Here is a 26,735-nt window from a genome sequence, read left to right on the forward strand (position 1 = left end):
CTAGGTCCTACCTGCAATAATTTCACCCGCCGTTACACGTGCCAAATGGTCGGCCTTAACCACCATATCAAGGTCAAACTCGTCATCAATATGTCCTGCGTTGGACGAAAGCCGCGTGAGAACCTCATCCACCACTTCAGCCATGCGGGTAAACCTGATGCGCCCATCGATGAAGGCGTCGAGCGCCACTTCCTTGGCGGCATTGAATTGTGCCCCCGAAAGGCCACCCGCAGACATGACTTCGCGTGCCAGACGCAGGGCGGGCCAGCGATCCTCGCAGGCAGGACGAAAGCTCAGGCTGCCGAGCTTTACAAGGTCGAGCCGTTCGACAGGCAGCGCGCGGCGCTCCGGGTAGTGCAGCGCAAAGCCGATGGCGTGGCGCATGTCGGGCGGGCCGACGTGGGCCATGAGTGCCCCGTCGTTGAACCCAACCAGCGCATGAATCATGCTTTCGGGGTGTACCACCGTCTCGATCCTGGCCGGGTCGAGGCCGAAAAACTCTTTCGTCTCGATCAGTTCAAGCGCCTTGTTGAACATCGACGCGCTGTCGATGGTGATGCGCTGTCCCATGTCCCAATTGGGATGGGTCGCGGCCTGCGCGGGCGTGGCACTGGCCAGTTTTTCCAGCGGCCAGTCGCGGAAGGCGCCGCCGCTGGCGGTGATGATGACACGTTCCACCGCGGCCATGTCCTCGCCGATCAGCGCCTGAAAGACCGCCGAATGTTCCGAATCCACCGGCAGCAGCCGCCCGCCGCCCTGCCGCGCCGTGCGCAGCATGAGCCGTCCGGCGCAAACCATACTTTCCTTGTTCGCCAACGCCAGCGTGGCACCGCGTGACAGCGCGCGCAGCCCAGGCTCCAGCCCGGCAGCACCGACGATGGCCGACATCACCCAGTCCGCGTCACGGTCAGCCGCCTCGAGGAGAGCCGAGCGCCCCGCCGCCGCCTCCACACCGGAGCCCGCCAGACGCGCGCGCAATTCGGGCAGCAGGCTTTCCTCCGCTGTGACGGCGACCTTCGCCCGCAGCGCCTTGGCGTCCTTTGCCAGTTGCGCCACGTTGCGCCCGCCGGTCAGCGCGACGACCTCGTATTCCTGCGGCGCACGCGCGATCAGGTCGAGCGTGTTCCGCCCGATCGACCCCGTCGCGCCAAAGACAGTCACCCGCCGCATGTCACTCGCTCCCGTTCACAGCCCGGCCGGGAAATCGACGATCTGCGAGGCAAAGACAAGAAAGACCGCCGCCCCCAGCATCCCGTCAAAACGGTCGAGCAGGCCGCCATGACCCGGAATCAGGGCGGAGGAATCCTTCACCCCCGCCTTCCGCTTCAGCGCGCTTTCGGCAATGTCTCCGATCTGGCTCGCCATGCTGACCGCGATGGAAATGCCGATCAGGCCGGAGCCGGTGTCCGTCAGCCCCATGAATATCCAGCCCACCAGCGCCGCCGCCAGCCAGCCCGCCGCCGTGCCCGACCACGTTTTCTTGGGCGAAACCTTCGGCCAGAACTTCGGCCCGCCAATAGCGCGGCCCGCGAAGTAGCCAAAGACGTCCGTGACCACGACGGTGGAGATCAGCCAGAGCATCCAGACCACGCCAAGCTCGTCGCGCAGGTCCATCATGCCATATCCGGCGAAAACGATGAGCGTGGCAAAGACCGCGTAGCGCGTACCGCCCTGCTGCATCCGTGCAAACCCGAGCATGGCCGGGGCCATCATCAACGGCAACGCCAGGCCCGGGTTCAACCGGATGGCCACCAGCGCCACAAGGAAAGTCGCCGCGCCAAGGAGGTATTGCGATCTTGTCCGACCGCTATCCAGCAGACAGACCAGTTCCCAGACCATCACCCCGGAGGCGACGGCGATCAGCAGGTGAAACACCCACCCCCCGGCCCAGACGCCGATGACGCCCACGGCGATCATCACGACCGCCGACATCAGGCGGACCTTCAGATCGTCCCAGCGATGTGCACTCATGTCTTTCCCCCCGCGCATCTTCGGCGCGTATTCGTATCGTTACGCGCCTTCGGCGCGATGCTTTCCCGGTGCCGCGACCGCTTCGGATCAGCCTTTCGCCGAGCCGAAGCGGCGATCGCGCTTGCCATAGGCGCCACATAGCCGCCCGAACTCATCCGGCGAGAAATCCGGCCAGAGAGTGTCGACGAACTCGTATTCCGCGTAGGCGGACTGCCAGAGCAGGAAGTTGGAAATCCGCGCCTCTCCGCTGGTGCGGATGACAAGGTCCGGGTCCGGGAGGACATGCGTATCGAGATAGCGCGGCAATGTCTCTTCGCAAACGTCTTCGGGGCGAAGGCGCCCCTCGGCCACGTCCTGCGCCAGTCTTTGCGTGGCGCGGGCAACCTCGTCGCGGCCACCGTAATTCAGCGCGATGGTGAGGTTGGTACCTGTACATCCGGAGGTCATGCGCTCCGCCTCGTCCATCAGGCCGCGCAGCTTCGCATCAAGCTTCGGCCGGTCACCGATGAAGCGCACGCGCACGTTTTCCTTCACGAAGGCCTGCATCTCCTTCATGATATAACGGCGAAAGAGGCTCATGAGCCCCGCCACCTCCACCTGAGTACGCTTCCAGTTCTCTGTGGAGAACGCGAAAATCGTCAGATATTTGACGCCGTACTGCGGGCAGGCTTCGACGATTTCACGCACGCGCCGGGCGCCCGCGTGATGGCCGAACAGCCGTGGCCGACCGCGCATCGTGGCCCAGCGGCCATTGCCGTCCATGATGATCGCCACATGCCGCGGCGCGCCAACCGACGGACGGGCTTCGGTTCCGACCGCGATGCCCGGTCCGGCTTCGGTTCCGGGCTTTGCATTCGGGCTGGTGCCGCTCGGTGGGCTGGTCTGAAGGGTCATGCAGGCTCCTTCCGGGCAGAGCATTCCGGGTCCCGTCATCTCATAGACGAAGTAGCGGGACTTGCCAAAGGGATAGTCGCGCGGGAGTCGTGCAGGCCCCCTGACCTGCAGGCAGCGTTTTCGGACCCCGGCGCCCTTTCTCGCGACCAGACGCTAGGCCAGAATCCTCATAATGGGGTTAATTGCTCTGCCCCGCATTCAGCGCGGCAATCGCCAGACAGAGACATGCGCCCCGCTTGACGCGGTGACAGGCGCCCGGTCCCACCCGTCCCGGCGCGCCTCCGACACCATACCTGTAAACTGCGCCATCAGGTCCATCCCGGCGGGTCGAGCATAGCGGAAGGGCACATTGAGAGAGACTGCATCCTGCCCCTCCCGCCAGAGATGGTGCGGCACATGACGTTGCGATACGAAATCGAATTCCTCTACCCTCATGTGCCCGTCATCGCAGGCGATGGCGCGCAGCCGCTCGCCGGGTCGCCGGGTCGCCGCCTTGCAGCCGGTCATAGTGCCACGCCATCCGTCATCCCGCATGAAAGCCCCCTCAGGGGAGTCTAGCCACGGATACGCCAAGAAAAAAGGGGCGGTCACCCGCCCCTCGGTTCCGTCCCTGCGCCAGGGTCAAACCTGCATGATCTCTTCCTGCTTGTGTTCCAGAGCAGCATCGACCCGTTTGATGTATGCGTCGGTCAGTTCCTGTACCTCGCCTTCCCAAAGCTTGGCATCGTCCTCGGACATGCTGTCCTTGCCCCTCTTGATCTGCTCCATCCCGTCGCGGCGGACGTTGCGGATCGATACGCGGGCATGCTCGGCGTATTGGCCCGCCACCTTGGTCAGGTCGCGGCGACGCTCTTCGTTCAGTTCCGGGATCGGCAGCATGATGATTGTGCCGTTCAGCTGCGGGTTGATGCCAAGCCCGCTTTCGCGGATCGCCTTCTCGACCTTGCCGACCAGCGACTTGTCCCAGACGTTGATCGTCACCATGCGCGGTTCTGGCACGTTCACCGTGCCCACCTGATTGATCGGCGTCATGGAGCCGTAGGCGTCCACCTGGATCGGCTCGAGCATGGAGGCGGAGGCGCGTCCGGTCCGCAGCGAGGCGAATTCGGTCTTCAGGTTGCCCATGGCGCCGTCCATCCGGCGTTTGAGATCATCGGTATCCAGTTCGAACTCTTCGGACATATCTGGGCCTCGCGGAATGTAACCTTCGTCGGAGCCGAGGCTTATCCCGTCCCACGCGCCAGATCAATCACCGATCCGGCGCGGGGTGCTTCCCGTTCTGGCGACACGTAAGCCTTCGTTAAGCGCTTTCGTGCGAAAGAAGGCTTAGGGCAGGTCGATGCCCGAAACGCCACCAACCATACACGAAGCACCGGACCGGACCTCATGCACGTCTGTCTCATCCTCTTTCCCGGCTTTCCCCTGCTCGGCTATGTCCTCATCCGGGAAACCCTGCGGATTGCCAATCTCTGCCTCGGGCAGGCGTTGTTTACCTGTACCGTCCGCACCGTGACCGGCGCGTCCGTGGCGGCCGCCGATGGCACGGGCGTGGCCGCCGATGCCCAGGACTGGGAAGGCGCGCAGGGCTACGACCTGCTGGTTCTCTGCGCCGGACCGGACCCACTGGGGCGCCTGCCAATGGGACTGCGCGGCTTCCTCTACCGGGCAGAGGCGGCCGGCGCCACGCTTGCCGGACTGGATCAGGGCGCGCTGGTCCTCGCGCGGCTGGGGATGCTCGACGGACGAGAGGCCGTCCTGCCCCCGGATCCTGAACGGACCTACCCCGCCGTCGCGCTGTCGACCCGAACGCATGTTTTTGACCGGCAGCGGCTCACCTCCACCGGGGGGCTGGCAACGGCGGAGGCATTGCTGGACTGGATCGCCCGCGCGCGGGGTCCCGCCCTCGCCGCCCGCACGGGAGAGGCGCTGGCCCTCGGTCGCGTCGCGGATCACAGCCACCGCCAACGCCTGCCCGACAGCGCCGACCCGGTGATCGCGCGGATGCAGTCGGTCATGGCCGCGCATCTTCAGGACCCGCTGCCCCTGACCCGTATCGCAGCGGAGTTGGAGCTGTCTCTGAAACAACTGCGCCTGCGCTGCGACAAGGCGTTGGGGCGCACGCCCTTGCAGATCTACCTGGACCTTCGCCTGCGCCGGGGCGCGCAACTGGTGGAGGAGACCGCGCTGACCGTGGCAGAGATCGCGGAGGCGACGGGATTTGCTTCGCCCTCGGCCTTTACCCGCAGTTACCGCACACAGTTCGGCCGATCCCCTCGCGGCGAACGCAGCGCGCGCAAGCTTGCGGCGAAAAAGGCCGTCAATCGGCACGGGGTTGGAACCGCCCCAAGGGTTACCCTGCTGGTCGCTCCGCAGACTGCCGCCCGGACTGCCGCCTCTCTGGCAGCGCCAGATCAAATGCCGCCAGCGACAGCGCAAGGCTGGGCGGAGGACGCGGAGGCCACGCGCCCCACCGACGCACGGCCCTCTCCAGAGACGGGAACCGGCTGAAACCGAAATGGATCGCGACCGCTACGCCCCTAACATACAACGCCCCGGGATCGCTCCCGGGGCGTGTTTCAAACTGGTGCGCAGGACCTGCGATCGGTCACGGAATCACGCGCGTGCACTTGCCCTTGCCTTCCAGGATTCCCTTGAACCCGCCAGGCTCGTTCAGGGAGAACACCACCAGCGGCATCTTGTTGTCCCGCGTCAAGGCGATGGCGGAGGCATCCATCACCTTCAGGTTCTGACGCAGAACGTCGTCGTAGGTGATCTCGGTGTAGCGCTTGGCATCCGGGTTGATCTTCGGGTCGCTGTCGTAGATCCCGTCGACGTTCTTGCCCATGAGGATCGCCTCGCAGGCCATCTCGGATGCACGCAGCGCCGCTGCCGTATCAGTGGTGAAATAGGGGTTGCCCGTCCCGGCGGCAAAGATGCAGACGCGCTTCTTCTCGAGGTGACGCACGGCCCGGCGGCGGATGTAAGGCTCCGCCACCTCATCCATGCGAATGGCCGAGATCACACGGACATAAACGCCAAGACCTTCCAACGCGGACTGCATCGCCAGCGCGTTCATCACGGTGGCGAGCATACCCATGTAGTCGGCGGTCGTGCGCTCCATCCCCTGCGCTGAACCGGCCAGCCCGCGAAAGATATTGCCGCCGCCGATCACCATGCAGATTTCCACGCCGAGGTCGTGCACGGCCTTGATCTCGCGCGCCACGCGTTCCACTGTCGGCGGGTGCAGGCCAAAGCCCTGATCGCCCATCAGCGCCTCCCCCGAAATCTTCAGCATGACGCGTTTGTAGGTTGTGGCGGTCGGTGTACCGTCGCTCATGTTGCGCTCCGTTGTCGGTCGGGGGTAGGATCGCGTCCTATCTGGCGGAAAAGCGTGTCCGGTGCAATGGTGCTGCGGTGCGGAAAAACCGCGCCTCTTGCAAGAGCCTCGATAATCCCGCCATGGCCCTTTCCGCACAAATCCTGTCCCGCATCGATACGCTGGACCCGACCCGCGCGGTTCTGATCGCCGGGCCGACCGCCAGCGGCAAGAGCGCACTGGCACTGGCCATCGCGGAACGCCAGGGCGGCGTGGTGGTGAATGCCGACGCGATACAGGTCTTTGACGACTGGCGGGTGCTGACTGCGCGCCCATCTCCCCAGGATGAAACCCGAGCCCAGCATTTGCTGTATGGTCACATCCCCGGCACGCAGCCCTATTCGGTTGGCGACTGGCTGCGCGAGCTTTTGCCCCTGTTGGATGGTCCCCGGCCGATCATCACCGGCGGCACCGGGCTTTACTTCACCGCTTTGACCGAGGGACTGGCAAGGATCCCCGCCACTCCACCGGAGATCCGGGCAGAGGCCGAGACACGCCTGGCCAGCCACGGTCTGTCAGCGCTGGTGGCGGACCTCGACGCCGAATCTGCCGCACATATCGACCTGCAAAACCCGATGCGGGTGATGCGTGCATGGGAGGTGCTGCGGGCCACCGGACGCGGCATCCGCGCGTGGCAGGCAGAGACGCCACCGCCCCTGCTGCCGCTGGCCCAGACACAGGCGTTCCTGTTCGACGCGCCAAAGGACTGGCTGACCCCGCGCATCGAACGCCGCTTTGACCTGATGCTGGAACAGGGCGCGCTGGAGGAGGCGCGCGCCAACCTGCCCGGCTGGTCGCCCACCCTGCCCTCTGCCAAGGCCATCGGCGCGGCCGAACTGATCGCTCACCTGCGCGGCGAAATCACCCTGTCGGAGGCACGCGATCGCGCCACCGTCCTCACCCGGCAATTTGCCAAGCGACAAAGGACGTGGTTCAACTCCCGCATGCGCGACTGGCCGCGTCTCACGCCCGAGGATGTTTCCTGAATGGCCCGCCCCGGCTTTCTCAACAACCCGATGCCGCCCGCCCCGCTGAAACCGCGCGGACCGATCCGGGCCGGATCGTTCATGGTGGAGTTTCAGCCCGCGCCCTGGCGATACAAGCTGGCGCATGACCGCGAGACCACGACGCTGCTGTGGATCACGCGGGGTCAGGGACGCGTCATAGTCGAGGGAGTGCTGCGCGGCATCACCATGCACCACGCGCTCTGGCTGCCCGCTGGAACGCTGTTCAGCATCGACCTGCAACCAGGAGCGCAGGCACTTTTCGTGCACGCGCCACCGGGTCTGGCGCCGTCCGAGCCGCAGAAGCCGGTCACGTTGCATATTCGCGACAGCTTTGCCCAGGCAGAGCTGACCTCCGAGATCGACGCCATGCACCGCGAGATCCTGCAAAAGCGTGCCCTGGTGCAGGAGGCGCTGGAGGCGCGTGTGCGCCTCATGGGGATCTGGCTGTCGCGCCAGATCCAGGCGGGCGCCGCGGAGGCCCCGAAGGACAGCGCCGCGCAACGGCTTGTCCGCCGTTTTGCCACTGCGGTCACCCGCGATTATCGGTCGGCCCGCATCATGGCCGCCTACGCGGAGGCGCTGGATGTCACGCCCACGCATCTGTCGCGCAGCTGCCGCCAGTGCTGCGGCAAGACCGCCGCCGATCTGCTGACCGAACGCAAGCTTCACGCCGCCCGCATCGCACTGGAAAGCCCGCGCCCTGCGGTTCAGGAGGTAGCGCGCGGTCTGGGTTTCTCCTCGCCGGCCTATTTCACCCGCTTCATGCAGGCGCATACCGGATGCAGCCCCTCAGCTCTGCGGGCTCAGGCACGGCGGGCGCCGGTACGCGCCTGAAAGACCGGACCAACCGCAACGCGCAGAGGCGAAATATTTTTCCGAAGTCCACTTGCGACTCGGGCCATGTCGCTTTTGACTGGGGCACATGTCGCTTTCGGCATCCAAAAGGGCGATCACAAGCGTTGACGCGGGATGATCCATAGGGCCGAATGAAGCCAAGCGCGGGGAAAAGGGATCAGGCGGGCCAGTGGTCTGCCGTTTTTGCACTGCCTCGCGGACAAAAAGACATGTCACAGGGAGAACACGGATGACATCCACGGAGAAGGGGCGGATTCACCCCGCCGCAGAAATGTATGCGCGCGAACTGAAGGCAGGCCTGATCGACCGCCGGGAATTCCTGACGCGCACCACCGGCCTCGGTGTCTCGGTTGCGGCCGCCTATGCGCTTGGCGGTCTGGGGTCGCCCGCTCGCGCCGAAAGCCACGCCCAGCAGGGGGGAACCCTGCGCATCCAGACCGACGTGCGCGCGCTCAAGGATCCGCGCACCTACGACTGGTCGCAGATCGCAAACTTCAGCCGGGGCTGGCTGGAATACATGGTCGAATACAACCGCGACGGAACCGTGCGGGGCATGCTTCTGGACAGTTGGGAGGCCAATGATGACGCCACCGAATACACGCTGCACGTCCGTCCCGGCGTGACCTGGAACAACGGCGATGCCTTCACCGCCGATGACGTTGTCCGGATGCTGGATTACTGGTGCGACAAGACCGTGGACGGCAATTCCATGGCGGGCCGCATGGCGGTTCTGGTGGACGAAAGCACCTCCCGGCTGATCGAGGGCGCAGTGACCAAGGTCGACGACATGACCGTGACGATCAAGCTGCCCTCCCCCGACATCGCCCTGATCGTGGGAATGGCGGACTACCCGGCCGCCGTCGTGCATTCCAGCCATGACCCGGACAACATGCTGGGCAATCCTGTTGGCACCGGCCCCTACCTGCCCGAGAGCCTCGAAGTCGGCGTGAAGGGCGTCGTGGTCAAGAACACCGACCACGCGTGGTGGGGCGCGGAGGCCGAGGGCTACGGCGGCGCAACGCTCGACCGGATCGAATACGTCGACTACGGCACCGACCCCGCGTCCTGGATTGCGGCTATCGAGTCCGAAGAAGTCGACTTGCTCTACCAGAACGTGAACGAATATATCGACATCGCAGACGCCATCGGCTGGGAAAAATCCGAGGTCGTCACCGGCTCCACCGTGGTCCTGCGCATGAACCAGCAGACGCCCGTAGGTGATTCCGTACCCTACGCCGATCCGAAACTGCGTGAAGCGGTGGTAAAGGCGGTGGACAATGCTGTGCTGCTGGAACTGGGCTACTCCGGTCTTGGCACCGTGGCGGAAAACCACCACGTCGCCCCCGTGCATCCGGAATACGCCGATATCGGTCCCGCGCCGCTCGACCCGGCTGCGTCGAAGGCGATCCTCGAAGAGATCGGGATGCTCGACTTCGAGCACGAGATCATCTCGCTCGACGACGGGTTTACCAAGAACACCGCCGACGCCTGCGCGGCGCAGATGCGCGACGCGGGCATGACGGTGCGGCGCACTGTTCTGCCCGGCTCGACCTTCTGGAACGACTGGACGAAGTATCCCTTCTCCATCACCGAGTGGAACCACCGCCCGCTGGGCGTGCAGGTGCTGTCGCTGGCCTATCGCACCGGCGAGGCATGGAACGAGGCGGGCTATTCCAACCCCGAGTTCGACGCCAAACTGGCCGAGGCCATGTCCATCGCCGATGCCGACAAGCGGCGCGAGGTCATGAAGGATGTTGAAACGATCCTGCGCGGTGACAGCGTTTTCGTACAACCCTACTGGCGATCGCTCTACCGGCATTTCAAGCCCGGCGTGGTCGGGGCAGAGATGCACCCCTCCTTCGAGATCCACGTCTACAAGCTCGGCCTCGCGGCCTGAGTGACACACGGGTTGCCCCACATCGGGGCGACCCGTTCCGACGGATGGGCATCGGCCCGCCCGCAGGGGCTGCCGCATCCCTTCGCCCTGACGCCAGACCAAAAGAACGGAGGCGCCCTTGGGCCTGTTCATTCTCAGACGCGTTCTGACCATGGTGCTGACCGCACTCTGCCTGACCTTCGTCGTGTTCTTCATGACGAACCTCTACCCGAACCTCGAAAAGCTCGCGAAGTCCGAAGGCAATTTCCGGATGACGGATGTCGAGGTCGCGTCATGGCTGTCTCAGAACGGCTACCGCTCGCCGGTAGACCCGGACCTGCTGGCCGCCTACCGTTCGGGGCAGATCGAGTCCGAAGAGGCTTCGAGGGGCATCAACACCGGTTTTGACGTGCGGCTGTTCCGAAACTACGCGGAATGGCTGGGCGTCATGCCGGGCTACGTGATCGAGACGCCATCGGGCGCGGTCAATGCCCGCTGCCAGGCGCCGGGCACGGCGCTGGAGGACGCGCCGAATTTCTGTGGCATCCTGCAGGGTTACTGGGGCTTTTCGTCGGTCTTCAAGGACACGGTCGGGTCAGTGATCGGCACCCGTCTTGCGCTGACCGGAAAGCTCATGTTCTGGGTCATGGTCCTGATGGTGCCGACGGCGCTTCTGGTGGGCGTCCTGGCGGGGATGCGCGAAGGTTCCGCGCTGGACCGCTCGCTTTCCACCTTCTCGATCACATCCACGGCGACGCCGGAATACGTCTCCGGCGTGATCTTCATCGCGGTTTTCACCTCCTCGGCGGTGGGGCTGAAATGGTTCAAGGGGTCGGCCGCCTCAGCCATGGATGACGCCAATTTCCAGAACTTCTTCCTGCCCGTGCTGACCATCGCGCTTTACGGCATGGGCTACATCGCCCGCATGACCCGCGCCTCGATGGCGGAGGTCATGAACGCGCAATACATCCGCACCGCTCGCCTGAAGGGCGTCAGTTTTCGCAACATCGTGCTGAAACACGCGCTGAGAAACGCGCTCATCGCGCCCTTCACCGTCATCATGCTGCAGTTTCCCTGGCTGCTGAACGGCGTGGTGATTGTCGAGTCACTCTTCAACTACAAGGGCTTTGGCTGGACCCTCGTACAGGCGGCGGGGAACAACGACATCGAATTACTGCTCGGCGTTTCGGTCGTATCGGTGATCGTCGTGCTGGTAACGCAGCTGATCTCCGATATCGGTTACGTCTACCTCAATCCCCGCATCAGCGTGACGTAAGGAGGCCACGATGGAAGACCTTTCATGGACCGGCCTCACCGGCACGATCCTCGACCCGATCCTGATGATTCTGGCGCCGCTCTTTGCCGTAGTGGTGGTGGCGCGGATGCTGCTGTCGATGTTCGAGCCCGACACCGGCGAGCAGGCGAACCCGGACGGCACGCTGGTGCAGACCGGCGGCATCTGGGGACTGATGCGGCTGGCGACCGTGCTGCTGGGCGTGGCGCTGGTCCTGGTAATGCTGGCCTACGTCGCAAGCGGGCTTGTCCTTGGACCGAAGGCGGGCATCCTCGGCGCCATGGCCCGGCGCTTCTGGCCGGTGTGGCTGGCGCTGGCGCTGACTTTTGCCCTGTCGATCCAGTTCAAACGGCGGCTGGGGCTTTATGGAAAACTCTTCGATTCCACCATCGGCATGATCGGATTCGGCCTGGTGATGTTCTGGGTGTTCACCGCGCTCTTTTCCGGGGTCTTCGACCTGATCGCCACCCATGACACGCTGGCGCAGCTGTCGGGCATGAAAAACAAGGTTCCCGGCACGCCCGTCCCCGACAGCGAAAGCGGGTACGGCTGGTATCTGCTGGGGGGCGACAACCTCGCGCGCGACGTCTTCAGCCGTATGGTCAAGGGGTCTACCGTGGTCATGGCCATCGCACCGCTGGCGACGTTGTTTGCCTTCATGGTGGGGATCACGCTTGGCCTCCCCGCAGGCTACTACGGCGGGCGGCTTGATACGGTGCTGAGCTTTGTCGCCAACCTCATCCTCGCCTTTCCGGTGATCCTGTTGTTTTACCTGCTGGTCACACCGGAAATCGTCGCCACCGGCCTGCCGCAATACATGGCCATGGTGCTCTTCGTCTTCCCGCTGGTGTTCTCTGCGGTGCTGATCCATTCCCGCCTGCGCACCCAGCCGGGCAAATCCGTGCTCTGGCTGGCGATGGTGCTGGTGCCCATGGCGCTGGTCTACCTGTCGGTTATCAACGAGCACGGCTCGAAACTCGACTTCTGGCCGCTCGACCTCTTCGATGTGCCGGGCGGGTTACTGGTGGTCTTTGTCGCAGTAGTGTTTGTCAACGCGCCGACGGTGTTCCGGATCGTGCGCGGCCTGACCATGGACATCAAGACGCGCGATTACGTGGCCGCCGCCCAGACCCGCGGCGAGCGTCCGTGGTACATCATGCTGTGGGAGATCCTGCCCAACGCGCGCGGGCCGCTGATCGTCGATTTCTGTCTGCGCATCGGCTATACGACAATCCTTCTGGGAACGCTGGGTTTTTTCGGCCTAGGCCTGCCGCCCGAAAGCCCCGACTGGGGCACGACCATCAACGAAGGTCGGCGGCTCTTGGCGGTCTACATGCACCCCGCCCTGCCGCCGGCGCTGGCGCTGCTGTCACTTGTGCTGGGCCTGAACCTGCTGGCGGACGGACTGCGCGAGGAATCGCTGCGTGACTGAGGGGGGAGCGGGGGCACCATGCCTGAGGCATGCATCCGGCATGCCCCAAAATCCCCGGAGTATTTGAACCAGGAAGCAGGGGACACGCCCTGTTCGGGAGACGGAATAATGACCGAGACCTATGACGGGCCGATCCTGGAAATCGAGGATCTGTCGATTTCCTTCTTCACCCGGCTGCGGGAAATTCCCGCCGTGATGGATTTCTCCGTCAAGGTCATGCCCGGCGAGGCCGTGGGGCTGGTGGGCGAATCCGGCTGCGGCAAGTCGACCGTGGCACTGGGGATCATGCAGGATCTGGGGAAGAACGGCCGCGTCGTAGGCGGCACCATCAAGTTCAAGGGCCGTGACCTGAACACCATGAGCCGCGAGGAATTGCGGCGGGTGCGCGGTTCCGAGATCGCCATGATCTATCAGGAACCCATGGCCTCTCTGAACCCGGCGATGAAGATCGGGCGGCAGCTGATGGAAGTGCCGATGATCCACAAGGGCTCGTCGGAAAAGGACGCCTTTGAGCGTGCCCTGCAGGTTGTCACGGATGTGAAGCTGCCCGACCCGAAGCGCATCCTGAACAGCTATCCGCACCAGCTTTCGGGTGGGCAGCAGCAGCGCATCGTCATCGCCATGGCACTGATGGCGGAGCCGTCGTTGCTGATACTCGACGAGCCCACAACCGCGCTGGACGTGACGGTGGAGGCGGCCGTCGTCGAACTGGTGAAGGAACTGGGGCGCAAATACGGGACCTCCATGCTGTTCATTTCGCACAACCTCGGGCTGGTGCTGGAGACCTGTGACCGCATCTGCGTGATGTATTCCGGCGAGGCGGTGGAAACCGGGTCGATCGAGGATGTCTTTGACCAGATGATGCACCCCTATACGCAGGCGCTGTTTCGGTCGATCCCGCTGCCCGGCGCGGACAAGGCCACGCGCCCGCTGGTGGCGATCCCGGGAAACTTTCCGCTGCCGCACGAACGACCGCCCGGCTGCAACTTCGGCCCGCGCTGCGACTATTTCGAGGCGGGGCGCTGCGATGCCGTCTCCCGTGTCCCGATGGACTCTGTGCCGGGCGACGAACGCCACCGAACCCGCTGCCTCCAGTTCCGCGAGATCGACTGGAACGCGCCGCCCGCGAACGTCGTCGTGAAGGAGAAGACCGAGCCCGGCCGCCCGGTGCTGAGCATGAAGGGGTTGAAGAAATACTACGAAGTGGCCGCCAACTCGCTTTTCGGCGGTTCTGGCGCAACGAAGGTCGTGAAAGCCAACGAGACTCTCACCTTCGAGGCGCGCGAAAGCGAGACGCTGGCCATCGTCGGTGAATCCGGCTGCGGAAAATCCACTTTTGCCAAAGTTCTGATGGGTTTGGAGACGGCGACCGACGGGACGATCCTGCTGGATGGGCGGTCCATCGAAGACATTCCGATCGAAAAGCGCGACCCGCGCACGGTAGCCGATGTGCAGATGGTCTTCCAGAATCCTTTCGACACGCTCAACCCCTCGATGACGGTGGGGCGGCAGATCATCCGGGCTCTGGAAGTCTTCGGGGTGGGTGCCTCCGACGCGGATCGCCGGGAGCGGATGCTGACGTTGCTGGACCTTGTGAAGCTGCCACGCGAATTCGCAGGGCGGATGCCACGTCAGCTGTCGGGCGGCCAGAAACAAAGGGTGGGCATCGCCCGCGCCTTTGCGGGGGGCGCGCGTATCGTGGTGGCGGACGAGCCGGTCTCGGCGCTCGACGTCTCTGTTCAGGCGGCGGTTACCGACCTCTTGATGGACATCCAGCACGAGCAGAAGACGACGCTCCTGTTCATCTCCCACGACCTCAGCATCGTGCGCTACCTCAGCGACCGGGTCATGGTGATGTACCTCGGCCACGTGGTCGAACTTGGCACGACCGAGCAGGTCTTTGCCCCGCCCTACCACCCGTATACCGAAGCGCTGCTGTCCGCGGTGCCGATCGCGGATACCGCCGTGCACAAGAAACGCATCGTTCTGGAGGGCGACGTGCCTTCGGCGATGAATCCGCCGCCCGGCTGTCCCTTTCAGACACGCTGCCGCTGGAAGGATCACGTGCCCGACGGTCTGTGTGACCGCGAAGTGCCGCCGGTGCGGATTCTGGCTGAAGGCCATCAGGTCAAATGCCACCTCTCGGACGCGGATTTCGCCGCAATGGAGCCGGTGATCACGCTGGCTGCGGAATAGCTTCGTGGCCGGTCACGGAAGCGGACCGATTCACGCGCCCTGCTCCGTCCGGGTGGTCGGGGCGCCCGGCTCTGCTTCCGACGCAGACTGCGCCAGGCCAGCGACGTGGTTTTCTCCGCTGCCGCGTGACTTGCGGATATAGTAGGGTGAAATGGTGGACTGCTCGAGGATCTCGTTCTGGGCGCGGAGCGAGAGCGCCGCATCAAGCCGGAAGTCCGCCATCGTCTCGTGCCGGCGACTGAGCACCGCCGCGAGGGGCGCCACATCCGTCACGCGCAGTTCCACTTGCGCACCATCGTCGAGATCCAGCGTCATCCCCTCCATCGGCAGGAATCGGAAGCCGCCACGGCCCAGTGTCAGCACCAGCCCCGGCACGTTGGCCACCACGGCGGGCACCCGGCAGGCGCGCCTGTTATAGACCAGCGTCCAGCCCCAGCGCACAGCCAGGTCGATGGCAAACAGGACGCTGATCACCCCCAGCATCGTGACCAGCACCGCGATGCCGCTGATCAATGTGCTCTCGCGCAGTTTGCCATCCACCGCTTGCCAGTCGATCCTCCCGTTGGAAAAAAGCCCTGCCTCCGTCGGCAAGGCGATGCCATCCGCCTGCTCCAACGCGCGGCAGGCCAGAACTGTCTGATGGTCGAATTCCCGCAGCAGCAGGCGTACGTGACGTGCATCATAGGACGCGCCAGGCCGGGTCAGCCGATCCGCCTCCGCCATCATGTCGAGGGAGATTCCAGCAAGCCGATCCAAACGCGCGCTCCGAAGGTCCGAAAGAATGTGGCGTTCGCGCAGGCCCTCCATCCGCTCCGCGATGCGTTCGGCCTGCAGCGCTGGCACGCGTGTCGCATTGCCCGGCAAGAGCGATAGCGCGCGCGCGACCCCGATCAGCCCCTGTGGCGGGGCGCAGCCGTCTGCCCGCGCATCCTGTGGCAGCAGGAAACACAACGCGGCCAGCATCGCCAGAAGCGTGCAAGGCCATTGTCCCGCGATGTGCCGGGCGGCGCCCATGACCTCTCCTCGTCGCCATTCCGTGCCAGTCGCACCGTGCAAGCGTCTCAGGAAAGCGTCAATCGCGCCCTAAACATCTTAATTGTCCGGAAATATCCTCTGGTCTCCCGAATCCGCTGCAACCCGGAAGGGCCGGGTCTCAGCTCCCCCAGATCACCTTCACGTAATTCTTCGTCTCGCGGTAGGGCGGCACGCCGTTGTGCTTTTCGACCGCCGCAGGCCCGGCATTGTAGGCCGCCAAAGCCAACCGCCACGACCCGAACTTGCGGTACTGCGCCTTCAGATAACGCGCCCCACCTTCGAGGTTTTGCCGAGGGTCATCGGGATCGACCCCCAGAGCCGCGGCCGTGGCGGGCATGAGTTGCGCCAGCCCGATCGCGCCCTTGTGCGATCGGGCTCCGGGATTGAAGCGGCTTTCCTGATGCACCAGACGCAGGAAAAGATCCTCCGGCACGCCATGTTTCTGCGCCGCCACCCGCGCCATCACCGCGAAGGGCCCGTTGTAGCCGCCGCGGTACTTCGGCGTCGCGCCGTCGTCGCCACCGGTCGCGCCCCACTTTGTCGGCGTCACCACCTTCGGCGGCTGCAGGCGGACAGAAGAATTGTACTGCTGGGACGCCCGCTGATCCAGAACGCTGGTCTGCGAGGAAAACAACCTCGACCGGCTCTTGGTGGAGACGATGTCGGCCGAAGCCGCATCCCCCGCCACCAATCCGGCCAACGCGCATAGCACTGCCACGGTGCCCGTGACCCGACCTGTTCCACTGCGTGTCCCCGCCATGGACCCGTCCTTCTTCAGCCCTCGTCTTGTGGTCGAAACCTTAGACGCAAACCTTCCCTGCGGGAACCCCCGGAAGGCGGGAGCGTTTGTCCCCTCAGGCTTGCTGGTATAGTAACGGCAGACAATCGCCGACGCGATTCTGCGCGCGCGCGGTTCGCGTCGGCAAATCCTGATATCGAGAGGGCAAGACATGGCCGGTTCAGTGAACAAGGTGATCCTGATTGGCAATCTCGGGAGAGACCCCGAGGTGCGCAGCTTTCAGAATGGTGGCAAGGTCTGCAACCTGCGCATCGCCACGTCTGAGAACTGGAAGGATCGCAATACCGGCGAGCGCCGCGAAAAAACCGAGTGGCACTCGGTCGCCATCTTCCAGGAGGGCCTCGTGCGCGTGGCGGAGCAGTACCTGCGCAAGGGGTCCAAGGTCTATATCGAGGGCCAGCTGCAGACCCGCAAGTGGCAAGACCAGTCGGGTCAGGACCGCTATTCGACCGAAGTGGTGCTCCAGGGCTTCGGTGGCACCCTCGTGATGCTCGACGGCCGTGACGGCGGCGGCTCGGGCGGCGGTGGCGGCTACGGAGGCGGCTCGGGCGGCGGTTACGATGATCGCGGCGGCTATGACGAAGGTGCCTCCGGCGGCGGCTATGGTGGGGGCTCTGGCGGGGGGTCCGGCCCGTCGCGCGCGCCGTCGCGCGATATCGACGACGAGATTCCGTTCTGATCCAGCCCGGATCCAGCCGACACAGGTTCCGTCCGAACGGCGACAAACAGCGAACGAATCGTTAAGAACGGCGCGCGATGGGGATCCCCCGTTTGCGCGCCGTTAATTCGTGTAACCCAGACTTTCACCGCGCCTTTTCCCTCATAGGATGTTCCTGCCGGACACGATGTCCGGCGCGTACATTCTGACAAGGAGAAAATTATGCGCGCTGCTGTCACACAAACCCGTACCACCACCACGACCACCGCCATGGGCAACCACCAGCTTCCCACCAAGCTGACCCGGTCCGGGACCGCCATGGGTAGCCACCAGCTTCCCACCAAGCTGTCCCGGACCGGGACCGCCATGGGCAACCATCAGCTTCCCACCAAGCTGTCCCGGTCCGGGACCGCCATGGGTAGCCACCAGCTGCCCACCAAGCTGACCCGGTCCGGGACCGCCATGGGCAACCACCAGCTGCCCACCAAGCTGACCCGGTCCGGGACCGCCATGGGTAGCCACCAGCTTCCCACCAAGCTGACTCGCTGATGCACACCGGGCCCCCGCTTTTGCGGGGGTTTGTTCAGTCATGCCTCGGGCGGGAAAACCTCCCGCCCGGCGCCCTTGGGTCGGGTAACCCACCAGACCAGGGGGATGAACAGCGCGCCAAGCACGAGAACGTAGATATCCGCGAGGGAAGAAAGCAGCGCGTATCCCGTGCCGACCTGCGCCAGTGCCGATCCGAACTGGATATACATGCCGATCCAGCGGGTGCGGGCAGCGGAGTGACGCGCACTCAACTCGCCAAGGAACCGTGAGGTGACCGAATTTCCCAACACCTCGAAAAACATCAGGAAAACTACCGCCAGCCATAGTCCATCGATCGAGAGCCCCCCATAGGCGCCGAAAGACAGGAGCGGGAAAACTCCCAACACGATCCAGATCGGCAGGCCCGTGCCGCGCCCCTGCACGAGGTATAGCAACGGCGCCGCAGCCAGACGTCCGAGGCCGATCACCAGAACCACCTCCATTTCCGATCGCCCCGCGCCCAGCGTGACCGGCAGAAAGGCCATGAAGGATATCAGCAGGCCGAAACAGGGGATGATCCAGAGCGCAAGACCGGGATCGATGTCGCGCAGACCCGCCTGCTCCTGCGCCTCCGGCGGGCGCCGCGCCTCCCCGGCAAGGGTCGCCCCCACCAGCACCAGCACCGCCTGCAGCCCTGCAACGATGCTGATGACCCTCAGCGCCGAAACCTCGCCGGCTGCGGCGGACCCCGTCAGAACAAGGCTCGACAGGCAAAGCGCCACCGCCAGCCGTGTGGCGAAAGCAGCGCTGGGATTCGGCGCCTGTGTCGCGGTAACAAGGCCGACATACTGGAAGCCCGAGGCGCAGATGCCGATCACGGCCCAAGCCGCCATGCTTCCGACGAAGCCCAGCCAGGGCACGGCGAGCATCATCGCGCAGGAGACCGCCGCAAGAGCCAGCGTGCGGCCGGGCTTCAGTCGCTCCGGGGCAAGCAGGGGAAACAGCAGCGATCCCAGCGTCTGCCCCAAAAGGAGCATCCCCGACACCCAGCCCACATGCTGCAACGACCAGCCGCCACTGACGTAAAGGACGACCACCAGCGGCAGGATCTGCACCGGCAGCGACCCGCATGCGGAAACGAGGCTCGCACCCAGCACTACGCGCGGCGTGCCGTCCTCCATGTCGCGCAGATCATCCAGCGCGGCGGACGGCACCGAGCCGCCGCGCAGACTCATTCAGAGCCTCCGCGTTTTGCCTCCCGTCTGCGGCCTGCCGCGTACTGGCCTGGTCCCTTCCGGACTTCCGACACGCCGGGAATTCGCAGCGTCGACTTTGCCGCCTGCCAATCAAAGGCGTCATCCTCCGTGCCGGTGGTCAACGAACATCCGGGGCCCGTGGCGCGGTAAGCGGCCTTGGGCAGGGGCTGGACCTGAAACAGCGGAAACTCCTTTGGAATCAGTATCTCGCGATCGGTGGCGCGCAGCTGGATATTCATGAACAGCGGACAGGGGGCGAAATCGTCCGTCTCCACGATCGCCTCGAAAACCGAAAAATCCTTGCGCGGGGCGATGTTGACCAGCGGCCGGAAGGACAGCGCCCAGTCAGCCGCGCTGTTGACGAACCAGCCGGTCCATATCTGCACCACGCCCGGCTCCGACAGGGCGGTCAGGAAATTGGGCGCCGTGCCACTCATCTCTGGCGGGCAATGCGCCTCCCATGGCTCCAGCGCCTCGGTATCAAAGGCCTTGTGGCTCAGCGCCCGCCAGCCGCCGTCATCGGCGACGAAGGTCTGGTAGCCGTCGAACGACAGCTGGATGTCTTCCGGGGGAAAGATGTACCACCCCCAGGCGGAGGCCGTGCGGACCGCCTCGCAGTACTGGTAGGCAGAAATCGGCAGGTATCCAAGCGCCGCCTTGTCGGCGGGCATCGGGACGCGGGCCGTCGGGTGAACGCGGTGGAAATGTACGAGCGGTTCGTCAATCTGGTCGCGCATGGGGGTGCTCCCGGCACTGCTTTGATCAGACAAAAATCTGAAATGCCGTCAGTAAGCGCCCCAGTCCGGCACCGATCAACCTTCAGATGCGGAGCTTTCCCGATCGCACGTCCTGATAGCGAAATTTTCACGGCATATTCACGGTCGGCTAACGGGGCCTGCGACGAACATGAGCACCCGGGGCGGCAGGAGACCGCTTGACCTCGGCCTGTCCGGGGCAGACGTTACCCCCGTGGTCGGAGCACAGGAGTCCCTTGAATGACATGGTCTTTTCCAATCGGTCGCCTGCTCGGCTCCGAACTGAGGGTACACGCAACCTTCTTCCTGCTACTGGCGTGGATCGGAGCATCAGCCTATGGCACGAGCGGGGCAGCCGCGGCGGTCGACAGCGTGCTCTTCGTCCTGCTGCTCTTTGCCTGCGTGGTGGCGCATGAATACGGTCACGCACTGATGGCGCGGCGCTATGGTATTCGCACGCCGGATATCACCCTGCTGCCCATCGGCGGTCTGGCGCGGCTTGACCGGATGCCCGAGAAGCCCGGTCAGGAGATCGCCGTCGCTCTTGCCGGACCGGCCGTAAACATCGTCATCTGGGGCGTGCTGACGCTGGCCGGTGCCTCTGCCGCGCCCGAGGTGCTGGCCGATATGACGGCTCCCGGCGGGCTCGCGGCGCGGGTGGCCTCCGTCAACCTCGTTCTGGCGGTCTTCAACATGCTGCCGGCCTTTCCGATGGACGGCGGGCGGGTGCTGCGGGCGGCTCTGTCGCTGAAGATGGACCGCGTGCGCGCCACCCGCATCGCCGCCAATGCGGGACAGGTTCTGGCCACCGCGCTGGGCCTCTGGGGCCTGTACTCCGGCGGCATCATCCTCGTTCTGATCGCGCTCTTTATCTGGGTCGCGGCGGAGGGTGAGGCGCAGGATGTTTCTGTGCGGTCAACCGCGCGCAACCTGCTGTTGCGGGATGCCATGATCACCAGTTTCGAAGCGCTTTCGCCGAAGGACACGCTGCATACAGCGGGCCAGACGCTGATCCGCACGACACAGCATGAGTTCCCCATCCTCGATGCGGACCAGCGCCTGCTGGGATTTCTCACCCGACAGGCACTCTTCACCGCCATGGCGCAGCAGCACGCAGGACCTGTCGCCGACTTCATGTCCGATGTGCCGGCCCTGCCCCTCTCGGCGCCACTGCTGAAAGTGCTCGAAGCGCTGGAGAAGGCCCCGGCGGTCGCGGCGGTCGATCAGGCGGGGCACGTTCTGGGTTACGTCACCGCTGAAAACATCGGCGAGCTGATGGTTCTCCGACGACCAAGGTAAGGCCGCGCGGCCTTTCGCACCCCCGTTCGCGCGCTTCAGCGCGTCGCGAGTTGCTCCGACAGAAGCGCGCGGACCGTTTCGGGCGGGACATCGGACGTGACAAAGGCCTGTCCGATACCGTGCGCGAGGATGAAGCGTAGCTGCCCGTCCACCACCTTCTTGTCCTGCGCCATGAGGTCGAGCAGCGCCTCCGCTCCCGGCAGATCGCCGGAAATGTCGCCGAGGTCGCGCGTCATGCCAGCCTCCGCCAGCAACGCGCGGACCCGGCTCGGGTCCTCCTGCGGGCACAGCCCCAGCCGGGCAGACAGGTCAAAGGCAAGCGCGCAGCCGATCGCCACGCCTTCGCCGTGCAGCAGCCGGTCGCTGTAGCCGGTGGCTTTCTCCAGCGCGTGGCAAAAGGTATGGCCGAGGTTCAGCAGCGCACGGTCGCCCTGCTCCGTCTCGTCGCGCAACACGATCTCCGCCTTCATCTCGACAGAGCGGCGCACCGCGTGCTGCCGGGCCGCCACGTCGCCTGCGATCACCGCCTGCGCGTTCTGCTCCAGCCATTCAAAGAAGGACACGTCCCCCAGCATCCCGTATTTCACCACCTCGCCCATCCCGGCGCGGAAGTCCCGCGGCGTCAGCGTGCCCAGCACGCCGATATCGGCCAGAACCAGCGAAGGCTGGTGGAAGCTGCCCACGAGGTTCTTGCCCTGCGGGGTATTGATGCCTGTCTTGCCGCCCACGGAACTGTCGACCTGCGCCAGAAGCGAGGTCGGAACCTGGACAAAGCGCACGCCCCGCCGCAGAACTGCCGCAGCGAAGCCTACCAGATCTCCGATCACCCCACCGCCAAGCGCCACCACAACGTCGCGGCGCTCGACCTTCTGCTCCAGCAGCCATTCCACCGTCTGGCTGAAGAACGGCCAGCTCTTGGTGCCCTCCCCCGGTGGCAAAGTCATCGCCGTGCTGTCGATCCCTTCCGCCTTCAGCGCTGCCTGCAGCGCGCCAAGGTGCTTCGCCGCCACCGTTTCATCCGAAACGATTGCAACGCGCGGGCGGCTCAGAAGCGGCGCGATCTCGGTCCCGGCACGGGCAAGAAGCCCCTCTCCGATGCGCACGTCATAGGCGCGCCCCGGCAGCGGTACGGATACGGTGTCGATCATCTCAGCCTCTTGTCTTGCAGGTGTCTTGCGGGAGCGCATCAGGGTAGCGGACGCCCCGGATTCTCCAGCACGTCCGGGCGCTCTGCCAGAAGCGCCTGCGTCACCCGCCGTGCCATTGCGTCGAGAGACATGCCCGGTTCGGACCGCACAGTCAGGTCCGCCAGCCGGTACACCGGCACCCGCGCCTCGTATAGCGTTTTGAGCGTACCCTTCGGATCCGGCGTCTTCAACAACGGTCGCGTGTCCTTGTGGCGCACCCGTTCCCAGAGCAGGTCCAGCCCCGCGTCCAGCCAGACGGAAACGCCCTTCTCCGACATCATCCGCCGGTTGTATTCAGAAAGGAAAGCGCCGCCTCCCGTCGACAGGACCCCCGGTCGGCCGTCCAGCAGGCGTTCGATGATCTGGGTTTCCTTTCGGCGAAAGAACGGCTCCCCGTCACGTGCGAAAATCTCTGCGATGGTATGCTGTGCGGCTTCCTCGATTTCGTGGTCCGAATCGCGAAACACCACGCCCAGCTGTTGTGCCAGCGTGCGCCCCACCGCTGTCTTGCCTGCGCCCATCATCCCCACGAAGACGATCGTCTTGTGCAGGATCAATCCTCTGGTCGCCGTGCTGGTCAAACCCCTGTGATCCGCGCCTTCGGCCATTCCTTGCCCATCTCTTGCCTGTTGCGTGAATGACGTGAACCGGACAAAAAGGCTAGGTATAAAGCAAAAAAATCAGAGGCAGAGGGGTGCTCCGTGGGGCGACTGATCAAATGGCTTTTCTATCTTCTGGTCCTCTGCGCGCTCGTGCTTGTGGCCTATGTCTACGTGGGGCCCTACTTTGGAGCCGACTTCAGCCCGCCGCAGGACGAGATCCGCGTACCGGTACAACTGGACGGCAAGTGAGGTGAGGCAGCCACCGGGTATCCGACACGCAGCCGCCCTCGCCCTTCTTTGGGGCGGGGCATCCGCATTCGCCGGTCAGGCGCTGGCGCAGGCCGAACCCGTAACCTCCAGCGGTCTGCCGCCGTCCGTGGAGTCCGCCCCGCTCTCCGAACCCGGTGTTGGGGCGGCGGGGCTCTTGCGGTCGGGCATTACCGGCCTTCCGCCAACACTCTGGAAAGGTTCGGACCCGCGCAGCCTCGCTACGCTGATCGCGGCGGTGGAGCTTCCGGTCCCGGCCCTGTCCCGCCTGATGCACACGCTCATCCTCGCCGAGGCGCTGCCGCCCGAAGGTGACCGGCAGCATGCCTTCCTGGATTCGCGGCTCGACTGGCTGATGGCGCAGGGCGCGGTGGACGAGGCGCTGGCGCTTCTGGACATCACCGGCACCGACGACCCGCGCCTGTTCAGCGACTGGGTGGACCTTTCGTTGCTGGTCGGCGACAGCGAGCCGGTTTGCAAGAAACTGGAGTCGCAGCCGCGCCTCTCCTCCGACCTGTCGCTCAGGATTTTCTGCACCGCGCGGGCGGGCGACTGGCAGCGCGCCGCGCTGATTCTGCAAAGCGCCGAGACACTGGGTGAGATCACCGGGCGGCACGCGGAAATCCTGCGCCGCTTCCTCGACCCCGACATGGGCGACGGTCGCACGCTTCTGCCCCCGGTGCGTCCGACGCCGCTGGAATTCCGCCTGTTCGAGGCCTTGGGCGAGCCGCTGCCCACCGCCCCCCTGCCGCTGCCCTTCGCCGTGCTGGACCTTGCAGGCGATAACGGCTGGCGGGCGCAGATCGAGGCGGCTGAACGGCTGGCGCGGGCGGGCAGCTTCTCTCCAAACCGGCTGCTGGGGCTATATACCCTGCGGCGCCCGGCGGCCTCCGGCGGGGTCTGGGACAGGGTCGCGGCCTTGCAGGACTTCGAGGCGGCGCTGGAACGCGACAAGGACGACCTCATCGGTCGCGCGCTGCAGAAGGTCTGGCCACAGATGGCGCACGCCCGCCTTCTGACACCTTTCGCGGAGCTTTTCGCCGATCGGCTGGCGGGCCGCAAACTGGATGGGCGGGCCGCACCTATGGCACGCAGGGCGCTCTTTCTCAGCCCCGACTACGAGGATCTGGCCCAAAAGGGGCAGGACCCGTCCAGGGAGGCCGAGTTCCTCGCCGCCATCGCACGTGGCGAGCCGCCCGCCGAAGGCGCTGCCCTGCCCCATGCCGACGCCGTGGCGCAGGGTTTCGGGGAGGCCTCCGTGCCCACGGTGCTGCAGGCCCAGCTGAAAGAAGGCCGCCTTGGCGAGGTCATCCTGCGCGCCATGGCTCTGTTTGCCTCCGGTGCTGCGGGCAACGGGCAGGATCTGTCTGATGCCATCGCCACATTGCGCGCCGTCGGGCTTGAGGACACCGCGCGCCGCGCCAGTCTCGAACTTATGATACTCGACGCCGAGAGGGCACTGCAATGAGCGCCGCCCCAAGACGCTGGGTCGCGCTTTTCCTGGAGGCGATGTCCGCCGAACGCGGGGCCGCCGCCAATACGCTCGCGGCCTACGAACGCGATCTTGAGCATGTGGCGGAGTGGCTGTCCAACCGCGCCCGCGACTTTGCCACGGCGACCCGCGACGATGTCGAAAGCTACCTCGTGGACTGCGATACCGCTGGCCTCAGTCGTGCCACGCGGGCACGGCGGCTCTCGGCGATCAAGCAATTGTACCGCTTCGCTTTCGAGGAAGGGCTGCGCGAGGACAATCCGGCGGTGCAGATCGCGGGGCCCGGCCGGGACAAACGTCTGCCAAAGACACTGTCGGTCGAAGAGGTCGATCGCCTGCTCGACGCCGGCGCCGCCCACGGCCGGACAGAAGCCGATCGCGCCCGTAACGCCTGCCTGATGCAGGTACTCTATGCCACGGGCATGCGCGTGACGGAGTTGGTCTCCCTGCCTGTCTCTTCGGCACGGGGCGATCCGCGGATGCTGCTGATCCGCGGCAAGGGCGGGAAGGAACGCATGGTGCCGCTTTCGCCCCCCGCACGGGAGGCGCTGGCGCATTGGCTGGAGGCGCGCGACCTCGCCGAAGACGCCTCGCGCCTGAAGAACCCGCGCCATTTCCAGCCCTCGGCCCACCTGTTCCCGAGCCACGCCAAGGCGGGCCACCTGACGCGGCACGCCTTCTACATGCTGATAAAGGAATTCGCCGTGGAGGCCGGGGTATCGCCGTCCAAGGTCACGCCCCATACGCTGCGCCATGCCTTTGCCACACACCTGCTGGCCAATGGTGCCGACCTGCGCGCGATCCAGACCCTGCTGGGCCATGCCGACGTGGCGACGACGGAAATATACACCCATGTGCTGGAGGAACGTCTGCGCGAACTGGTTCTGGACCACCACCCTCTGGCAAAGGACTAAGGGGCAAGAGACTAGCGCCGGGTTTCGCTGAATTTCGGCTGCTCTGCTGCCGACCGGGGCGCGCCTCTGACGCGGCGCGCGGCTTCCTACCGGCGTGTTCGACGGCGACGAATGTGGACCGTGGCTCCGCTCCCCGCGCGCTCCCCCGGGAGTATTTGCACCATGGAGAAGCACAGGTGCGCCCGCTTTCGAACCCTGCCGCTTCAGGATCTCCGGCATAGCGCGTGTGGCAGGATGTCCTCGGACGGCCACCATCCGGTTTCCAGCGTCGTGTCGTAGCCCTGCACCAGCCCCACCGCGCGCATTCGCGCCTGCGCGCTCCGCCAGTCATAGTCCAGGCGTCGGTGGCGGACGGTGCCACCGTCGAGGATGACGTAGCAGGTTTCGGGCCGCCCGTCGTGCGGGGGCATCCCGAGCGTTCCAGCATTGACCCATGTTGTGCCTGCAATCCTGCGCGTGAAGGACAGCCCGCAATGCCCCGCCAGAACCATGTGCGGCGCGGGATTGCAGGTCAGCCGTGCGCGCTCTGCCAGTTCCTCCGCGAAGGCGTCCTCGGGCGTGATGGGCCAGAGAAAGCGGGAAATATCCGTCCATCCGCCGTGAATGGCCACGGCCTCACCCATCACGATCTCATCCGGCAGGCCCGCCATCCAGGCCCTTGCCTCTGCGTCCAACTCCGCCGCCGCGTGGGCGTACCATGCACCCGACAGCGCGTCGCAGGTTGTCCCCGTTTCGAAACCACAGCCGCAGTCGCTGGCCCCCGAGGCGAGCTGGCGTTCGCAGTTGCCCGCCACCACGTGGCAGCTCCAGTCGCGTATCTCCGCCACCGTCCGGCCCGGATCGCCACAATAGGCTGCCAGATCGCCAGTGCACAGGACACGCTCGGGCGGGATTTTCAGACGCGCGGCTTCGGCCCTGAGCGCCCGGACGGCGTGCCAGTTCGACACCGGACCACCGAAGACCAGCCAAGGCCCCGCGCCCGCCTCCACCTCTTGACTGACGAATGCCATAGTTTCCCACCCCTTGAACCGGCCGCGCGCGG

General features: G+C 65.2%; 26 protein-coding genes. 13 read left to right on the forward strand and 13 right to left on the reverse strand.

What is annotated here, in order from left to right; all coding sequences use genetic code 11:
- The 5 genes from dxr to frr all read right to left on the reverse strand — a co-directional run bounded on the left by dxr (position 1) and on the right by frr (position 4,047).
- Positions 1 to 1,170 carry a 1-deoxy-D-xylulose-5-phosphate reductoisomerase gene (gene dxr, locus J5474_RS11030; protein ID WP_209360956.1) on the reverse strand — a complete coding sequence of 390 codons (1,170 nt, stop codon included), beginning with the start codon at positions 1,168 to 1,170 and terminating at the stop codon, positions 1 to 3.
- A gap of 15 nt (positions 1,171 to 1,185) precedes the next feature.
- Positions 1,186 to 1,971: a phosphatidate cytidylyltransferase gene (locus tag J5474_RS11035; RefSeq protein ID WP_209360957.1), complete on the reverse strand. Its 786-nt coding sequence runs from the start codon at positions 1,969 to 1,971 to the stop codon at positions 1,186 to 1,188.
- A gap of 87 nt (positions 1,972 to 2,058) precedes the next feature.
- Positions 2,059 to 2,865, reverse strand: a complete 807-nt coding sequence (gene uppS, locus J5474_RS11040; RefSeq protein WP_209360958.1) for a polyprenyl diphosphate synthase — start codon at positions 2,863 to 2,865, stop codon at positions 2,059 to 2,061.
- A gap of 198 nt (positions 2,866 to 3,063) precedes the next feature.
- Positions 3,064 to 3,399, reverse strand: a complete 336-nt coding sequence (locus J5474_RS11045; protein WP_209360959.1) for a hypothetical protein — start codon at positions 3,397 to 3,399, stop codon at positions 3,064 to 3,066.
- Between the two features lie 87 nt (positions 3,400 to 3,486).
- The gene (frr, locus tag J5474_RS11050) at positions 3,487 to 4,047 is read right to left on the reverse strand and encodes a ribosome recycling factor (protein WP_209360960.1); all 561 of its coding nucleotides are present in this window, start codon (positions 4,045 to 4,047) and stop codon (positions 3,487 to 3,489) included.
- Between the two features lie 204 nt (positions 4,048 to 4,251).
- Here frr and J5474_RS11055 point away from each other — a divergent pair, with 204 nt between their 5' ends.
- Positions 4,252 to 5,373 (forward strand): GlxA family transcriptional regulator, encoded by a 1,122-nt coding sequence (locus J5474_RS11055; protein ID WP_209360961.1) that lies wholly within the window; start codon positions 4,252 to 4,254, stop codon positions 5,371 to 5,373.
- A 97-nt stretch (positions 5,374 to 5,470) separates the two neighbouring features.
- Here J5474_RS11055 and pyrH read toward each other — a convergent pair whose 3' ends face one another.
- Positions 5,471 to 6,202, reverse strand: a complete 732-nt coding sequence (pyrH, locus tag J5474_RS11060) for a UMP kinase (RefSeq protein ID WP_209360962.1) — start codon at positions 6,200 to 6,202, stop codon at positions 5,471 to 5,473.
- 122 nt (positions 6,203 to 6,324) lie between these two features.
- Here pyrH and miaA point away from each other — a divergent pair, with 122 nt between their 5' ends.
- The 6 genes from miaA to J5474_RS11090 all read left to right on the forward strand — a co-directional run bounded on the left by miaA (position 6,325) and on the right by J5474_RS11090 (position 14,901).
- On the forward strand, positions 6,325 to 7,227 hold the full coding sequence (gene miaA, locus J5474_RS11065) for a tRNA (adenosine(37)-N6)-dimethylallyltransferase MiaA (RefSeq protein ID WP_209360963.1): 903 nt from the start codon (positions 6,325 to 6,327) through the stop codon (positions 7,225 to 7,227).
- Entirely contained in the window at positions 7,228 to 8,082 is an 855-nt protein-coding gene (locus J5474_RS11070) for a helix-turn-helix domain-containing protein (protein ID WP_245216390.1), read from the forward strand. It abuts the gene before it with no gap.
- A 250-nt stretch (positions 8,083 to 8,332) separates the two neighbouring features.
- Positions 8,333 to 10,000, forward strand: coding sequence for an ABC transporter substrate-binding protein (locus tag J5474_RS11075; protein ID WP_209360964.1), 1,668 nt, complete (start codon positions 8,333 to 8,335; stop codon positions 9,998 to 10,000).
- A 118-nt stretch (positions 10,001 to 10,118) separates the two neighbouring features.
- Positions 10,119 to 11,255, forward strand: a complete 1,137-nt coding sequence (locus J5474_RS11080; protein ID WP_209360965.1) for an ABC transporter permease — start codon at positions 10,119 to 10,121, stop codon at positions 11,253 to 11,255.
- Between the two features lie 10 nt (positions 11,256 to 11,265).
- Positions 11,266 to 12,705: an ABC transporter permease gene (locus J5474_RS11085; RefSeq protein WP_209360966.1), complete on the forward strand. Its 1,440-nt coding sequence runs from the start codon at positions 11,266 to 11,268 to the stop codon at positions 12,703 to 12,705.
- Between the two features lie 108 nt (positions 12,706 to 12,813).
- Positions 12,814 to 14,901 carry a dipeptide ABC transporter ATP-binding protein gene (locus tag J5474_RS11090; protein ID WP_209360967.1) on the forward strand — a complete coding sequence of 696 codons (2,088 nt, stop codon included), beginning with the start codon at positions 12,814 to 12,816 and terminating at the stop codon, positions 14,899 to 14,901.
- A 30-nt stretch (positions 14,902 to 14,931) separates the two neighbouring features.
- Here J5474_RS11090 and J5474_RS11095 read toward each other — a convergent pair whose 3' ends face one another.
- The gene (locus J5474_RS11095; RefSeq protein ID WP_209360968.1) at positions 14,932 to 15,915 is read right to left on the reverse strand and encodes a hypothetical protein; all 984 of its coding nucleotides are present in this window, start codon (positions 15,913 to 15,915) and stop codon (positions 14,932 to 14,934) included.
- Positions 15,916 to 16,054: 139 nt separating this feature from the next.
- Positions 16,055 to 16,696 carry a lytic transglycosylase domain-containing protein gene (locus J5474_RS11100; protein WP_209360969.1) on the reverse strand — a complete coding sequence of 214 codons (642 nt, stop codon included), beginning with the start codon at positions 16,694 to 16,696 and terminating at the stop codon, positions 16,055 to 16,057.
- Between the two features lie 190 nt (positions 16,697 to 16,886).
- Between J5474_RS11100 and ssb the strand changes: the two genes are divergently transcribed.
- Together ssb and J5474_RS11110 are read left to right on the forward strand one after the other, a co-directional pair.
- Positions 16,887 to 17,414, forward strand: coding sequence for a single-stranded DNA-binding protein (gene ssb / locus J5474_RS11105; protein WP_209360970.1), 528 nt, complete (start codon positions 16,887 to 16,889; stop codon positions 17,412 to 17,414).
- Between the two features lie 201 nt (positions 17,415 to 17,615).
- Positions 17,616 to 17,942, forward strand: a complete 327-nt coding sequence (locus tag J5474_RS11110) for a hypothetical protein (RefSeq protein WP_209360971.1) — start codon at positions 17,616 to 17,618, stop codon at positions 17,940 to 17,942.
- 38 nt (positions 17,943 to 17,980) lie between these two features.
- On the opposite strand, the gene J5474_RS11115 is transcribed toward J5474_RS11110, so the two are convergent.
- Entirely contained in the window at positions 17,981 to 19,156 is a 1,176-nt protein-coding gene (locus J5474_RS11115; RefSeq protein WP_209360972.1) for a hypothetical protein, read from the reverse strand.
- Positions 19,153 to 19,914: a hypothetical protein gene (locus J5474_RS11120; protein WP_209360973.1), complete on the reverse strand. Its 762-nt coding sequence runs from the start codon at positions 19,912 to 19,914 to the stop codon at positions 19,153 to 19,155. Before J5474_RS11120 ends, J5474_RS11115 begins: the two co-directional genes overlap by 4 nt.
- A gap of 258 nt (positions 19,915 to 20,172) precedes the next feature.
- Between J5474_RS11120 and J5474_RS11125 the strand changes: the two genes are divergently transcribed.
- Entirely contained in the window at positions 20,173 to 21,231 is a 1,059-nt protein-coding gene (locus J5474_RS11125; RefSeq protein ID WP_209360974.1) for a site-2 protease family protein, read from the forward strand.
- Positions 21,232 to 21,266: 35 nt separating this feature from the next.
- On the opposite strand, the gene aroB is transcribed toward J5474_RS11125, so the two are convergent.
- Together aroB and J5474_RS11135 are read right to left on the reverse strand one after the other, a co-directional pair.
- Entirely contained in the window at positions 21,267 to 22,379 is a 1,113-nt protein-coding gene (gene aroB / locus J5474_RS11130; protein WP_209360975.1) for a 3-dehydroquinate synthase, read from the reverse strand.
- 38 nt (positions 22,380 to 22,417) lie between these two features.
- A complete protein-coding gene (locus J5474_RS11135) occupies positions 22,418 to 23,026 on the reverse strand; it encodes a shikimate kinase (protein ID WP_209360976.1) in 609 nt (202 codons plus the stop codon).
- Positions 23,027 to 23,119: 93 nt separating this feature from the next.
- Between J5474_RS11135 and J5474_RS11140 the strand changes: the two genes are divergently transcribed.
- From J5474_RS11140 to J5474_RS11150, 3 genes are read left to right on the forward strand one after another with little or no spacing between them, the layout of a single operon-like run.
- Positions 23,120 to 23,269, forward strand: a complete 150-nt coding sequence (locus J5474_RS11140; RefSeq protein WP_209360977.1) for a hypothetical protein — start codon at positions 23,120 to 23,122, stop codon at positions 23,267 to 23,269.
- A 1-nt stretch (position 23,270) separates the two neighbouring features.
- Positions 23,271 to 24,755, forward strand: coding sequence for a hypothetical protein (locus J5474_RS11145; protein ID WP_209360978.1), 1,485 nt, complete (start codon positions 23,271 to 23,273; stop codon positions 24,753 to 24,755).
- Positions 24,752 to 25,693 (forward strand): site-specific tyrosine recombinase XerD, encoded by a 942-nt coding sequence (locus tag J5474_RS11150; RefSeq protein ID WP_209360979.1) that lies wholly within the window; start codon positions 24,752 to 24,754, stop codon positions 25,691 to 25,693. The genes J5474_RS11145 and J5474_RS11150 overlap by 4 nt, the downstream gene beginning before the upstream one ends.
- Before the next feature lie 203 nt (positions 25,694 to 25,896).
- Here the strand turns inward: J5474_RS11150 and J5474_RS11155 are convergent, their stop codons facing one another.
- Positions 25,897 to 26,703, reverse strand: coding sequence for a metallophosphoesterase family protein (locus J5474_RS11155; protein WP_209360980.1), 807 nt, complete (start codon positions 26,701 to 26,703; stop codon positions 25,897 to 25,899).
- Positions 26,704 to 26,735 lie beyond the last annotated feature (32 nt).

Source organism: Sagittula salina (assembly GCF_017813235.1).
In the GTDB taxonomy this organism is placed as follows: domain Bacteria; phylum Pseudomonadota; class Alphaproteobacteria; order Rhodobacterales; family Rhodobacteraceae; genus Sagittula; species Sagittula salina.

Excerpts from the sequence above, each read along its gene's own strand:
- dxr (WP_209360956.1), bottom strand. The coding sequence starts at position 1,170 with ATGCGGCGGGTGACTGTCTTTGGCGCGACGGGGTCGATCGGGCGGAAC.
- J5474_RS11035 (WP_209360957.1), bottom strand. The coding sequence starts at position 1,971 with ATGAGTGCACATCGCTGGGACGATCTGAAGGTCCGCCTGATGTCGGCG.
- uppS (WP_209360958.1), bottom strand. The coding sequence starts at position 2,865 with ATGACCCTTCAGACCAGCCCACCGAGCGGCACCAGCCCGAATGCAAAG.
- J5474_RS11045 (WP_209360959.1), bottom strand. The coding sequence starts at position 3,399 with ATGCGGGATGACGGATGGCGTGGCACTATGACCGGCTGCAAGGCGGCG.
- frr (WP_209360960.1), bottom strand. The coding sequence starts at position 4,047 with ATGTCCGAAGAGTTCGAACTGGATACCGATGATCTCAAACGCCGGATG.
- J5474_RS11055 (WP_209360961.1), top strand. The coding sequence starts at position 4,252 with ATGCACGTCTGTCTCATCCTCTTTCCCGGCTTTCCCCTGCTCGGCTAT.
- pyrH (WP_209360962.1), bottom strand. The coding sequence starts at position 6,202 with ATGAGCGACGGTACACCGACCGCCACAACCTACAAACGCGTCATGCTG.
- miaA (WP_209360963.1), top strand. The coding sequence starts at position 6,325 with ATGGCCCTTTCCGCACAAATCCTGTCCCGCATCGATACGCTGGACCCG.
- J5474_RS11070 (WP_245216390.1), top strand. The coding sequence starts at position 7,228 with ATGGCCCGCCCCGGCTTTCTCAACAACCCGATGCCGCCCGCCCCGCTG.
- J5474_RS11075 (WP_209360964.1), top strand. The coding sequence starts at position 8,333 with ATGACATCCACGGAGAAGGGGCGGATTCACCCCGCCGCAGAAATGTAT.
- J5474_RS11085 (WP_209360966.1), top strand. The coding sequence starts at position 11,266 with ATGGAAGACCTTTCATGGACCGGCCTCACCGGCACGATCCTCGACCCG.
- J5474_RS11090 (WP_209360967.1), top strand. The coding sequence starts at position 12,814 with ATGACCGAGACCTATGACGGGCCGATCCTGGAAATCGAGGATCTGTCG.
- J5474_RS11095 (WP_209360968.1), bottom strand. The coding sequence starts at position 15,915 with ATGGGCGCCGCCCGGCACATCGCGGGACAATGGCCTTGCACGCTTCTG.
- J5474_RS11100 (WP_209360969.1), bottom strand. The coding sequence starts at position 16,696 with ATGGCGGGGACACGCAGTGGAACAGGTCGGGTCACGGGCACCGTGGCA.
- ssb (WP_209360970.1), top strand. The coding sequence starts at position 16,887 with ATGGCCGGTTCAGTGAACAAGGTGATCCTGATTGGCAATCTCGGGAGA.
- J5474_RS11110 (WP_209360971.1), top strand. The coding sequence starts at position 17,616 with ATGCGCGCTGCTGTCACACAAACCCGTACCACCACCACGACCACCGCC.
- J5474_RS11115 (WP_209360972.1), bottom strand. The coding sequence starts at position 19,156 with ATGAGTCTGCGCGGCGGCTCGGTGCCGTCCGCCGCGCTGGATGATCTG.
- J5474_RS11120 (WP_209360973.1), bottom strand. The coding sequence starts at position 19,914 with ATGCGCGACCAGATTGACGAACCGCTCGTACATTTCCACCGCGTTCAC.
- J5474_RS11125 (WP_209360974.1), top strand. The coding sequence starts at position 20,173 with ATGACATGGTCTTTTCCAATCGGTCGCCTGCTCGGCTCCGAACTGAGG.
- aroB (WP_209360975.1), bottom strand. The coding sequence starts at position 22,379 with ATGATCGACACCGTATCCGTACCGCTGCCGGGGCGCGCCTATGACGTG.
- J5474_RS11135 (WP_209360976.1), bottom strand. The coding sequence starts at position 23,026 with ATGGCCGAAGGCGCGGATCACAGGGGTTTGACCAGCACGGCGACCAGA.
- J5474_RS11150 (WP_209360979.1), top strand. The coding sequence starts at position 24,752 with ATGAGCGCCGCCCCAAGACGCTGGGTCGCGCTTTTCCTGGAGGCGATG.
- J5474_RS11155 (WP_209360980.1), bottom strand. The coding sequence starts at position 26,703 with ATGGCATTCGTCAGTCAAGAGGTGGAGGCGGGCGCGGGGCCTTGGCTG.